The sequence below is a fragment of the Halomicronema sp. CCY15110 genome, from assembly GCF_016888165.1.
GTDB lineage: Bacteria > Cyanobacteriota > Cyanobacteriia > Phormidesmidales > Phormidesmidaceae > Halomicronema.
Map to the genome: position 1 here is coordinate 1 of NZ_JACSWC010000305.1, position 13,256 is coordinate 13,256.

General features: G+C 48.9%; 8 protein-coding genes. 1 reads left to right on the plus strand and 7 read right to left on the minus strand.

Annotation, left to right across the window (positions count from 1 at the left end; genetic code table 11):
- Positions 1-447: 447 nt before the first annotated feature.
- The 3 genes from JUK32_RS13565 to JUK32_RS13575 form a co-directional block, all read right to left on the minus strand.
- Entirely contained in the window at positions 448-6,648 is a 6,201-nt protein-coding gene (locus JUK32_RS13565; RefSeq protein ID WP_204139394.1) for a DEAD/DEAH box helicase, read from the minus strand.
- Positions 6,649-6,711: 63 nt separating this feature from the next.
- Complete coding sequence (locus tag JUK32_RS13570; protein ID WP_204139395.1) at positions 6,712-7,650, minus strand: hypothetical protein; 939 nt, start codon at positions 7,648-7,650, stop codon at positions 6,712-6,714.
- A 16-nt stretch (positions 7,651-7,666) separates the two neighbouring features.
- A complete protein-coding gene (locus tag JUK32_RS13575) occupies positions 7,667-9,613 on the minus strand; it encodes a hypothetical protein (RefSeq protein ID WP_204139396.1) in 1,947 nt (648 codons plus the stop codon).
- A 150-nt stretch (positions 9,614-9,763) separates the two neighbouring features.
- On the opposite strand from JUK32_RS13575, the gene JUK32_RS13580 reads away from it, so the two are divergent.
- Positions 9,764-10,009, plus strand: a complete 246-nt coding sequence (locus JUK32_RS13580; protein ID WP_204139397.1) for a hypothetical protein — start codon at positions 9,764-9,766, stop codon at positions 10,007-10,009.
- Positions 10,010-10,168: 159 nt separating this feature from the next.
- Here the strand turns inward: JUK32_RS13580 and JUK32_RS13585 are convergent, their stop codons facing one another.
- The 4 genes from JUK32_RS13585 to JUK32_RS13600 all read right to left on the minus strand — a co-directional run.
- Positions 10,169-11,038 (minus strand): YafY family protein, encoded by an 870-nt coding sequence (locus JUK32_RS13585; RefSeq protein WP_204139398.1) that lies wholly within the window; start codon positions 11,036-11,038, stop codon positions 10,169-10,171.
- 999 nt (positions 11,039-12,037) lie between these two features.
- Positions 12,038-12,418, minus strand: coding sequence for a hypothetical protein (locus tag JUK32_RS13590; protein ID WP_239112642.1), 381 nt, complete (start codon positions 12,416-12,418; stop codon positions 12,038-12,040).
- Positions 12,381-12,851: a hypothetical protein gene (locus JUK32_RS13595; protein ID WP_239112643.1), complete on the minus strand. Its 471-nt coding sequence runs from the start codon at positions 12,849-12,851 to the stop codon at positions 12,381-12,383. Before JUK32_RS13595 ends, JUK32_RS13590 begins: the two co-directional genes overlap by 38 nt.
- 177 nt (positions 12,852-13,028) lie before the next feature.
- A partial coding sequence (locus JUK32_RS13600) for a DUF1016 N-terminal domain-containing protein (RefSeq protein WP_239112644.1) occupies positions 13,029-13,256 on the minus strand: 228 nt, incomplete at its 5' end.

The following is a 13,256-nucleotide window of genomic DNA, read 5'->3' on the forward strand; positions in this document are numbered from 1 at the left end:
TCCTAAAAGGCATTTTTGATCCAAAATGTCACGCTAATTGGACTTCCTTATCTATTTTTGGGCTTCCTTATCGGTCGGTGACACGGCTCTGACGATCTCTAAAGCCAGCAGTCAGCTCAGCCCCAATGAGCAAACACTCTCGCTTCTTTTGAGTTTTGTATCAAGAAATCGCTCAGTCCTTTGCACCATGGGCATTCTGAACGTTTTAGTCGGAGTTTACTTAGCTTCAATCAACTTCAACTAAATCAATTCAACTTCAATCAACTTCGTTGATTCGTTGCCAATCGTTACCAAAACCACCGCTGAGGCTAACAACAATTTTCTTGAGCGAACACTGAAATCATTGCTGTTAATAGCTTTTAGGGCTTTGGGAATTGTTAAGAAAGATGCAATAAAAGAATAGGTGTTTGAATTTGGACACAGCCGAATTGAGACTGAATAGTCGGGCTAAGAGTAAGTCACAACCAAGTAGGTAGCCTCTGTTATCTCATAGAGCCCAGAAGGCTGCTGCTGTAGAAAATCCATGCCCTTGTCTAGAAGAACTTTGCACACTTCTCCTGACTTGTAAGTAATTTCAAGCTCTCGGCGATGGGGAAAGGGAGGAGAATAGCGTCGAGGATAAGATCGCATCTTCAGCTGGCAGTTGCTTAGATGTCTCTTTAGAGCAGATTCAACGCCCGCACGGCGAGTTTTGTCCCTTTCGCTGTGCTCGTTGTAAGACTCTTGGATATGCACTTTCATTTGGAAATCAGCTGGTGCCCTCAATGTCAGTAGTTGAGCTAGAACCGATGCCCCTGCTTTATCCAGGTACCGATCGCTATACTGAGCACTGCTGATTTCGCCTTTAGCCAGGATTGTCTTAAACCCTAAACGATCCTGGAGTCCTGCCAAATCCAACTGACCCCAATTAGGCTCGGGGAAAATAACTTCAGTCTGTGGGTCATCTAGTTCTGCAACAGAAACCTTAGAAGCCTTGTGCTGTAGCTCTTTCAAGTTCCGCAAAACGGTTCCTACACCTCTCTGGCTGCGGGTCTGGAACCATTCAATCGGTGCACCCGTTTCAGATAGACGCAACTGGAGGGCGACACGATTAGAGGACTGGCTGCTAATGCAAAGGGTGGGTTGCATACTAGAGTCCTTTTGGCTCAGCACTACTAAGCCCTGATCAATCCACTGGGATAGCCGCTTCCGTAAAACTCTGACCTCATCGGTGGACAATTTCCCTGTTTCTTGCCCCAAGTCTTGTTCAGGAACTTTGCATACCACAAGGTTGAGTTGAGTGTTTTGTTTCGCTAGTGATCGCACAAATTGGGTCAACAGTCCGAGGGTGAATGGAGCCGCAATTTCAGGTAAATACAGGATGGTTTCTGCGCGGGCATTATCGCTATAACCAGGTAAACGTTCGGCCATAGTGGCAAGGGGTACTCGGTTTGCATCCGGTGCGAAGGACTCTAACACTGGATCGGGATTGATTCGCTCGACAAGCAATCGTAGGAAATTAGCCACTGGCCGACGATCCAACTCATGATGAAAGACCTGATTGGTATAAGTGCGCAGGCAGTCATAGCAACTGCTGCTGCATCCGCATGATTCCACCAACTGATAAGCCCGTTGTATGATCTCATCAAACTGGGCTGCGATTCTCTGGCTGTATCCAGCCCCTCCTGGCACGTTGTCGTAAATAACAATTTCAGCCATACCGGCGGTTTCCCTATCAGGGGGTCTGAACAGACCATCCAGCTCTGCCCGTGGTACATCAATAACCTGGGCTGCTGCTGCTAGCAAAGCATAAGTGAGAGAGCGCCAAAAGCCCTTTCCTCCTGACGAGGTCAGGTTTTCTGATTCGCCGATATCTGATTGGATGGTATCCCCCGCATTAAGATGCACAACGTCTTCAAATAGCGGTGGTGGGTTGGTCTGTCGAGTAAATCGAACTTTGAGCAGGTCGCTGGAGAATTCATGTCCGAGGTGGACCCGTTGATACCAACCTGAGCAGGGTTTCCCAGTAACCGGATGAGAATGCTCTCGTTGGCCCTTACGACGATTGGTATGGGTTTTAGGAAGAACATCACTTAAATCACGACCACAACGATCGCAGATTGCAAAGCCCAAATTTCTGAAGCTTCGTCCTCCCTGGTTTGCCAGGAAAAAATCACCGCCACGGCTTAACGTCAGCTCATACAGCTCATGGGGAATAGTATCTAGCTCTTCCCTTTCCTGAGCTAAAAATACCTGAGACGTCGGCTGTCTGAGAGGCTTGAGGTAAGGAGTCACCCTGGGTGTGACATTCCAGTCTGTCGTAAAAGACTTAGGGACTTTATACAAACGGCTGCTCTGCTCCATGCCTTTGATGGCCTCTCCGCAAGTGGGACAGTCTTCATGTTGAAACTCATGGCGGCGAGACTCAAAGAAATTGCAATGGGGGCAAACCCAGTAATAACAACTCGCCAAATTATCTGGTCTTAGAATGCCAACGCTGGTATGTACCCGGTCATCAACTACGATGTCTTGACCCGGTGCATATTCTGCCAGAGCCATGCGTCGGTCTCGCTGGAGACGATGCTTGCCTTGGTTCGCATTGAACTGCCGACTATCTTGGGTTAATAGTTGGACGACATCAATCGGGAAGCCGTAAATTGGCAGAATACTGGCCTTTGCCAATTCTTCGTGGAGTTGGCGTTTCTGAATTTTGCGGAGTTCATCTTCGATGCGATCTCGCTTGAACTCTAGTGCCCGTCGCACCTTAGCCTTATTTTCCCCAAGAATTTCTAACTTGAGCGTTTCTAGCAGATCCGATAATCCATTCCAGTCTTCAAGTTGCTCGCTCTGAAAGGTATTCAGCTCTTTGCGGAAATCATCTAAAGTCGCCTCGATGGGTTGCTGGCTATTTAGAAGTTGCAACCATGCTTCTAATAGCGTTCTGGCCGTTGATCCACTTAACCACTCCTGGAATTGCACGCTCAATGAGGAGCTAGCAAGATCCTTGAGGGGCTTAAATGCGTCATCACTTTCTTCGTCTGGGATGTCAAGGAAGTCGCCGATTTTGACATGCTCAGCACCCTTGTTATAGTTGGCTCTCAGAAACTGAGCCAGGAGTTCTGCCCGTAGATGGCGCTGTTGAATTTGGAAATTACCAATATCTAGCCGAGGTACCTGGTTGCGGCCATTGATTAGCTCAGCAGGTTGATCAAAGTAGTAGCGGTCATGGGGACGGCGTTGCCCATACATGACGCTGATCGCCACCCCATCGGTTCGGCGACCTGCCCGCCCAGCTCTTTGCTGATAGTTGCTGACGTGGGGTGGAAAGTTTCGCATGGCAACAGCCTGCAGTTCACCGATGTCTACCCCCATTTCTAATGTGGTCGAGCAACTCAAGAGGTTAATTTTGCCCTGACGGAATCGGCTTTCTCGGTGGGCCAGTTCCCCGGTGCCTAACTGAGCCGTGTGCTCTTGGGCTCGGAGAGGAAGAATTTTTCGATTTTGAATAATGTGGCGGTAGTGGTGTTCTTGAAAGGTAGGGGCATCAGAGGAGGTCGGGCTGCAGTGATGTAGTCGTCCATCGCATTGTGACGCCAGGCAGTGATTGACCGCTAGTTTAGAAAATTGTTGAACCTCAGCCAGTCCCGGAACGTGAAAGAGTTGCTGACAGGAATCGCACTGATACCAATCTGACTGGGTGGCGTATAGAGAAAACAGTTCCCAGTTGAGTTGTTGACCATCCTCAAAGGTCTTGAAATACTTCCAATTTTTCAGTTCATCGAATAGCCAGAACAGTGCTTCCTCTGGAGGATAACTGCTATTGAAGAAGTTGTAGTAGAAGGAAACAATCTGGTTCTGACGCTTTGTGGGTTCCCCTTGCTTATTTTTCCGCCAAAGGAAGCCAATCGCATCTGGGGAATCCTTAGGGTCACGTCTGAGCTTGATGTAGCGCTTGGATCGCCCTTTATGCAACCGCGCCGGTGTTCCGCCCTCTACACCTCCGGTTTCAGGGAAGTAATTAGAGGCTCCCTTTAGATCAACCGCTCCTAGTAAACGAATGATGTTAGTTAGGCCGGTTAAGAAAATCTGAGCTTCGGAAGCTTCTATACCAAACCGTTCAGTCGTATCTTCAACCAAAGTAAGATCATCGCCCCAGTTGATGTAGCAAGCTAACAATCCTAAAGCCTCTATTGAGAAGCGCTTCGCTGAGGGCAACCCAAACTCCCGCAACATTAGTTCTTTAGCCCGGCTGCGGGCTCGATCCTCACAATCCTGACGGTTCTGGGCAGCCTCATCGACCGGATCCCTGAACACGTAGCTGCGATGGTGATAATCTGCCAGCCGATCAGGATGAGGAATGGAGACCTCTAAGAAACGACGAATGAGTTCTTCCTGAACTTTAGTGACGGAGGCACAGCTATCTTGTTGGACTTCGTCAAAAGCCCGCCAAACCATTTGCCGATAAAGGGTTTCGGTATGCGTTCGTTGAAAGTCTGAGGCAAAGAAAGAAGCATCTTGCCGACCATCGGAGAAGGTTAATAGTTTCCGTTGACTGAAGGTTTCTTTGGCTTCTCCAGGTTCTGGTAACAGCTCAAACAGACTATCGAGCATCACTTCTAGAGGCGCATCGGTGTAAGACACAAACCGTCCGATGGCAGACAACTGAGAGCGTCCAGCACCACAGGCTGGACACTTTGTTAGATATCCTCCATCCATGTTCTTGGCTTTGGGCGGAATATGCCAATGAAGCCTAAAACTGTTTTCTGGTGCAGCAGAATCATCCGGTAGATTGTTACCAGGCTTACCAAGCCAGCCATCTTTTTTCTGGATGAGAAAGCTACCGATTAGGGCGTTTTCAGGAATTTCGGAGTCTTCTGGAATCTCTTCGCCCTCGTCATCGGTGATGCTGTCCAATGGGCCAGATGTCAAAACATAGATTTGTTCACTCTTCTCAACTGTTTCCAATGCACGAGGAAGAGGTTGCAGTTCATTTTGATTTCCCCGATACGTTAATGAATAACTCTGTCCACACTTACGACAACTCGCCAGTTCCAGCACAGGGGATTGACAGACATCACATCCAGTTTTGCTGCTGAGAAATAATTTGCCGTAGCGTCGGGGTCGTTCCTTAAACCGCTCATCTGTTGCGGCACCAGGACAGTCTGAATTGATACAGGCGTGTAGCCCTTCTACACTGCGAAACAGAAGGTGAAGTCTGACGGGCAGCAGGGGTAAATCTTCGGGATTCAAACGAGCCAGGGTGCCTAGCTGTACCAGGTGCGCTAAGGCGAGTTCGACTCTGGCCTCGTCTTGAGCCTCCAAACTACCATCCAGACGTGTTGGCAGTCTCCAAAGATGGGGAGAGCGCGCCAGCCAGTTCCAAGGTTTGGGGCCTTGACTGAGTAAATTAATCAGCCGATGGAGTAGGGGATGTCCTTTCAGTGCAAACCAAAGGAATTGATGAACATCACCTCCTGAGTTCTGCTCAGCTTGTTGAATGACATCGTAAGGCACCAGATAGCTCAGACAGTCTTTCCAGGTTTCTAGGGGATCTTCCAGAGCTGGTAGTTCCAGGTCATACAGATACTCATACAAGTCTTCTTCGGCAAGACCTTCAGGCAAAGCGTAAGCGTCCCCCAGACGTTCCGCAACGGTCACTCGATCGCCCCAGATGACATGCTGAAAGGGTTCGCTGAACAACTCTCTAGCAAAGCCAGTGATTTGGCTAAGGGCTGTAGCATCGTTGCGATCGCCCAAAGTAGCACTGGTAGCAATACAACGAATATGTCCTTCATCTTCAAGCCCGATCGCCGCCTTAAATCGCTTGATCAACATGGAGACTTCCGTGCCAGTGGAGCCGCTGTAGGTGTGGGCTTCGTCAACCACCAGCATTTTGAAGTTAGGCGATCGCTCAAAAATCTCTTGTCGCTCAGTCGGGCGAATGAGCATATGCTCCAGCATGGAGTAGTTGGTCACCAGGATTTGGGGCGGATTGTCCCAAATATCCTGACGGGAGATCGTCTGAACTTCCTGCACTCGTTCGACTACTGACTCAACCAGATCGTCCAAGCGGCGTCGCCCCATCCGCTCTCGCTGGCCTTCAGGCAGCAATGTTAGGAGTTCTTCTCGTTCAGTGGCCTTCAGCTCTTCCTTCAAAGCAGCTAAGGCTTGCTCTGGCTCGGTTTGGGTTCGACTAGTGTAGAAGCCGAATCGAATTAGTTCCTGATGATCGCTCTGCTGACAGAGGAGTTGCCGCAGGCGTTTCACCTGGTCATTCACCAGGGCATTCATGGGATATAGAATGAGAGCCTGAACCCCTGGAGCGTGCTCTTTCAGGAGGCAGTCCAGCATGGGAATCAGAAAACATTCTGTTTTGCCCGAACCGGTGCCGGTAGCGACAACGATGTTCTGCTTTTCCCCGACTACGGTTCGAATAGCCTGTTCCTGGTGTTGGTAAAGAGCACGGGTGGGATTGAATAGTTTAGTTATTTCAGGGTGTAATAGATTCTCTTCTACGAAGGTTTGGATAGAACAAGTGGCTCGGTAAGGCTGTGCGCCTTCAAGATATGGCTGCTGATAAATATTGCCGGGTTCTTCAAGGAGTTTCCTGAAGCCGAAACGGAGATGGGGATCCCGAAGTGGATAGGCTGTCAGCAGGTAGCGAATCAAATCTTCACGAGGTTGCTGGGCCGCATCAACTGGATTCAAATACACGGGCTTACTTCCTTCTGACTAAACCAGTACACAGCCCAACCTTTCCAGAGCAGCTTTTACCCGTGGTCGGTTTTGAGCGTCAACGTAACGAATGCGATTGTGTTCAGAGTTGGGATTGGACAAGCGCCAAATCAACTGAGCAAATGCCTTTGGCAAATAGGTATCACGCAGGTCTAGAAGCCCAGATTGCTCATCCCAACAGATTCGCAGCGGCTCTTGGGCCTGTAGATCGAGATGAAACATGGCCAGGTATGCTTCGTCAGGAGTAATTTCAAAAAACTGGCCTTGCTCTGCCCAAAGGAAGACTCCGCCAGATACTCTTAGCAGATTTAACCTAGGCAGATTTAAAAAGTGTGATTGACTTGCAATTAGTTGCCAGCGATCTCTTTGTGACCCCCACTTTGGAAGGTAACCATACACCTTGCAGCTTTCTCCAGGCTGAGAAAGGGGCGTTTCTAACCACTCTTGGCCTCTTAAATTCCATGAGGAAGGTACTTGGGGCTGAGGTAGATTACCTAATGACTGATCAATGGTCAGACAACTAACCCCTGAACCTTTGAGCTTATCTCTAATACGAGCTAGGCTGTGAGATCGAGGTCTAACAAGGGTTTCACCAGGATCTTGTCCAGTCTCTAATAGCTGGTGGATTAGGGATAAGTAGGCACGATCTCCAATTAACTTAAGTGACGTAATAAATTCCTCTGCATCAACCCAAAGAGTAGGTTGTGCCACGCAAACTCTCCTGCCAGTGCCTAGTAATATTTCTCCCTGTGCCTCTAGGTTATGCAATTCAATATCTACCGACTCTGCGAAAGCAAGCAAATCATTGTTTTGATTCGGAGATAGTGTATCTTTCAGCAGCCGAACGACTTGATGCTGTGCAATAGCCTGCGGCAAATGCTTCGCACCTGGCAAGCGATGCTGACTCAATAGAGAAATAATATGTTTTTCCAGCATAAGAATCCTTTAATCCCTAATTTTGTGAAATAATTTGCAGTTGCATTCCTAATTCTTTCTTAAGGCTTAAACATATCCATTTAATATCTGAAAGGCAGTCACTTTTAGAAGCCTCGCATTTTATGCTGACATCGCCACACTGGATGGCACATTTCAGGAATTTTTCCCAATTTCGAAAGTTGATTTTATGTTCAATCATCTGTCTGACGAAACGAGCTTTATGCTCCTTAGAGCGCACTAGATAATATTGATTTTTTTCTATAGGATTAGCCTCTTGTGCTTCGTCAGATGTATCTCCCGCTTTTTCTTCTCTTTCTTGGGATAGAGAAAAATAATCAAGAGTATAACCGTCTCCTTCTGGGACAGAATCCCGAAGACAAGCTAAGTCGAACTGCATATCTCCCGAAGATGACGCATTTTTTGTGAACACAATCTCCTGTTTGGTATTGCTTAAGAGAAATTGCCGTTCTTCTAATGGCCAGAGATTTCTGAAGGTCAACGTACTCAACCAGAAGTCATGGCTTCCCTGACTGTGATAGGGAAACTCTATGGAGATACCTTGTTGGTTTTTAACTTCTATCGACCTACTCAAGTTGTCTTTCTGAAGTTGGAAAATTTGCTTGATCGAAAATTTGGTGCACCAATTGCTGGCGGTTGTCCACAGACGCACCGAATATGTACCAGGTTGAGTGATCCAGGGACTTAAGTCCACTGCCAGCCAGCCACTTTGGGGAGGCAAGGAGATCTGTTGATTGGGCTCAGTCAGAATTTCACGCTGATCCATGTCTTCAATCAGCAGATTTAGGGTTTTGCCAATAGGTAGCGGCGGATACCAAAGGGTGGGAGTATCTAGAAATGTCGGTTGACGACCCTTGAGTTTGGCACCTTGAAGTTGTGGCTGTTGAGGAGCCGTTAGCCAGGACAAGGCTTGTTTCTGATGGCCTTGGGTCAGTTGTATGGAAGCATTGACTCCGGTACGTTGTAGCCAATGACCCCGCCATCCTGACAAACTGCATGGCACAAAATTATCGATAATTTCCAGACCATCGCTGTACTGGCGCTGGACGCTCTCTGGAGTGAAGAGAATGATTTCGGAGGATAGAGCTAATTGCTGGGGCGATCGCACATCTCCCGTTTCGGCATCGAAAATTAGACACAGCTGATCAGGTTGAAGACCGTCATGGTGCCATTCCCAAAGGACTTGCTGGTTGTGCGATCGCAGCTGCCATGTCCATTGATCAGTAGCCTCGGTAACCGTCTGATGCAACTCTGGAATTTCGAGCGTGCGACGCCCGAAGTCGATATCGCCCTCCCATTGCGCTTCTGGAATTTGACAGTAACCCGCCTGTAAAGTTTTCCAGTCTTTGCGGTAAACCTGCTGGGCTGGTAACGCTAGTTGAATATCAAAGGTGTCTTCAAGGTCTAACCGTAAGGAAAGAGGCTTTTTACGAAAGCTGACGATAGATCGCTGGGGAGAAGGCTTGGGGCGAGGCGTCAGCACGCGAATCAAGCTGTCCCAACTGCGGAGAAAGAAGGTACTGGGTAGAGAATAGTGTTGCAAAATGCGGTTGCGTTGATTTTCGTCCTGCAAGCACTCCGGCGATTCTCCCCGTCGTTCGAGTTCGTGGGCAACGGTAGCTAGTCCCTGCAGCAAATTCCCTGAAATTGGGTCAATGTCTTCTTCATGGTCTTCTGGGCAGCTACTTTTGAGAAAGGTCTGCAATTTTCCCCGTTGTGGAAATTTCTGTTCGCAGACATCACAGAGTAATTGGGCCAGATCAACTGGGTCGGCGTGGGCCATGTCCCACCAGTCATAGTCCAGGCTCTGGATCAGATCAGCAAAATGCTCCAAACTCTGACGGGGAATGCCACTTTGGAGCCACAGCGTTGAGACATAGCGATTAGCCTTCTCCGACCGCACCAGTCCCAGCAGTTCTACACCTTGCCAGATCACCTGCTGCAAAGCCTGTTGAGAGCCTTGAGTTTTCTCAATCCTCAAGCGCTGGCATAGCCCATCCCAGTAACCATTTTCGCCTTCGTCGTAGTAGGCATACTCTGACAGAGCAAAGGTCACGATTTTGACCCAGTTTGAGTCATCGCTTCCAAATCGCCTATGCAAGCGATTGAGGGTGATGGCACCGACTCTGCCGAGGTTTTCGCTGACGATATCGAGGACTTCTTCGGTCGCTTCGCGGGTGATTTTGACGCTGCCGAGAAATCGCTGGCCCTCTGGCAGGTCACGATGTTCCCAGTAAGGCTCTATCTGCGCCCAGATATGCTTGGTGGTTGCTGGTTTGGAGAGATCCATGATGTTACTCAGGAAAAAGCCCGCCGATGGCGTGTAGCGGAAAGCATATGACCCATCGGTTGCTTGCATCTTATTCAAGAGTGCCCGGTCTTTCCAAAGAAGTCACAAGACTGAAGACGCATCTTAGGCGACAGATGAAAAGCCCTCCTAACAAGGTTTTCTAAAGCTTCGAGTTTTATCCGGAAAATACTTTCTTTAAACGAGTATTGTCTATTGAAAGTTCTCCATGTACAGAGAAGCCTGTTGTTGGGCAGCTTGGCGATGTTGTTCGACCAGATACTCTGGCGATCTCACCTGCGCCTGCCCCATAAAGCGATAGACCCAAAAGCCAAACTCCCTCAAAGAGCGGGGCGGCAACTTTACAATGTAATCTACACATTGAGTCTGTTTATTTAGCGGACCTGGAGGATGAGGTTCAATTCGTTGGCTGGGATGGCGAAGGGGGCCTTCGGCGACAAATCCCATCACCCGCGGAAAGAAACGCACGATGACTTCGACCATGTCCAACCGCCCGATAAGTTCTTGCCGTTGTTCATCAGAGTCACCTAGAAACAACCCCCAACCGTTTGCCAGCAACTCATGGGCTAACTTCAAGCTGCTACGTTGAGCAGCTATGCTGCGGCCTCGGGTATCCAGAACGGTGCAACGGTCTTCAAGCCGATCAATGCGGGAAACTGCAAGGTGGCCATTCTCACAGGTCTCGTGGATGAGATACCAGGCAATGTCGTAATAGAGCAACTGCAAGGGCCAAATTTCAAAGGACTCTCCAGGGCGGTCGAGCCAGGGGCTAGGTTTACGGTTCAGCCGAATCTTTTGGCCTTTGGTGATAGCTGTTTCAACAACATCCAAACAATCAAAGAGGTTGCGATCGCTAAAAGTTTCCGTAATCTTAACTGGGTCAGTTTCCACAATGGAGCGATTGAGATGCGCCCGTACCGGATAGAACAACTGCTCCTTAGACTCAATACCCTTCAGGCGGCGAATGAGCCGGTTATAAAGTTCCTGAATTTGAACATCCCGCTGATATTCAGCCTGGGAATGTAAGGCATTAAGGGCAGCGGTCAATTCCTGTTGGTTCATGACCCCAGTCCCCAGGTAATAGCCCCAGCGATACATCTGGGAGCCTAAAATCCCCTTGGAACGAAGGAAAGCTAAATCCTTATGGATAGTATGAACAGAGCATTTGATGGAAATACCTTCTTCTGCTGCTACAGCCAACAAATAGTCATGAACCTCCTGAAGAGCATTGTGGTGCTCCTCTGAGAATTTGGCCTGATGAAGGTACCCTACTCCTGGATATCTAAGCAGAGTCGTAATGAGCAACATTAGCCGTGTGAAAGCACTGTCCCTGTAGTACTTAGATTGTGGAGACAGCTGGTTTTGCTGAGGCATTTTTCTGATAGTGCTAAAGCCAGTACTGGCAATGTACTATGTAATATTTCTGAAACCATCGAGAATAAAGATTTATAGATGTCTGGAACCTCAAATCTCTAATACCAGCAATCTTTCGTAAGGCTTGTACAATAAGCTCAAAAGGTTTACTGCTGCTGATCCGCTGCTACCGAAATGGGTATCCACTTACTCTGGCGAAAGTAGTCCTTTGCTATGCTGCTACTGCACTTCAGTAGCCAAGCCCTCCATATCAGGCCACTTAGAAGGCATCCGTATTGGCGACTGCCTGAACCGCCCCCACGAGGCCGAGGGGGATCGGTTCCAGTGGGTTAAGGATTCTTGCGAACTAGTAATTAGCTTCAGCAACCCGCAACATGGGGAAATAGAAGGCATCCAGCATGGGGGATTTGAGTTTGGGCTAAATGTATTCGAGTCTATGCCCTTCGTCTGCTTTCGCGTGTTTGCAATGATTGGCCCCCAATCGGCAAAGGTGGTGCCGCCCTGGCAGGAGTGCCCTTTTCAACTGTGCCGCTTTAACCCGGAGGCATTGCCTCGATTTGATGAGTTTTGCGCCCTGCCAGAAGCTCATCTGAGCATCAGAGATTGAGCCAGAGACTGCCAAGCAAATTGAACAGTGAATGAACACTAGAAATAGTTCCTAGCCCACTAGCTCATCTTCGGGAATGGTCACCAAGGCAACCAACGACGGGTATTCTTCGAAGTTTCCCTTACTGAGCCAACAATCTGGTCATTAACCTCGTCCTGGCTGTCACCACCAATCGTGCCAATCTGCCGATCCAATTCGTTAGCCGCCAAGCTCTCATTGACCATGTAGGCTTCTTGCGCTGCTTGCGGCAACGTCTCCCGACGCCCCTTCTTACCGCCCGTTTCGCGATACAGCTCATTAACGGTGCAGTCAAACAGCTCTCGCGTCTCTTCAACAACTGACCGTTGAAACACATCCCCGGCACCACCGTTATCCCGAATTGACTGGGTGAATCGCTTATTGACGATCGCTCCATCAACTCGTTTACGCTGCGGGGCTAATGCTTGGGAGTCGCCGATCAAGTCTAATTGGGAGGCCGTCTCTTCCTGGCTGCTGGCTTCGTTCTTCCACCAGTTCAAAAAACCCATCGGCTTCCTCTCGCTCACGGGGGGCAAACTCAGACGAAAATAGCTGTTCTAGACCCGCTCGGATCAGGTCGAGTGCATCTGGATAGGCCAGAAACGCATCCAGAATCTCATGCCGATACTCGTAGTCCCAACGATCGGTTGTGAAGTTGAAGTTATCCAGCACCAGCATGTAAGCATCCAGGCAGCTTTCATAGCTGGCCTGGGCAGTAAACTGAGCCAGCGCTTTAATCCAGGTTACTTTGTAGCGACGATCACCAAAACGCCTTACGTCCTCAACAAACGTCGCTTCTTGGGTGATAACACCACTAGCATCGTTGAAAAGCCTCCAGGCTTTCCAAACTTTTTTCTTTAGCTCCGGTAGTTTCATGGCGACGCCAGAATGCCTTGCATGTAGTATATCCCTGATCATTGACCCCAAAAGCCCGCGTCATGTTTTTTTAGTATCTCTGTTCTTTTTTGAGCGCTGATATCAGCGGCGGAAGTTTTCTAAATTACGGATGGATGTCTTCGATCCATCAGTCACGATCAATGCTTATGTTTTTAGTCAAGCTAATCGCCGTTGGCTTTGCCCTCTATGCGGCCTATACCTGCTCCCAGGTAGCGTCTTGGCAAAGTTATTGACGGCCCCGCCTTCCCGCTGATACAGGCGGCTCTTAATCTGCGCCACCATGACATTCCGGCTCCAACCATGAGTTATCGCCTCGCGAGCATACCAGAGGCGTTCTTGGGGATCCTTCAGCTTCTCTAGCAACGCAATATTGTGGTACCAGGT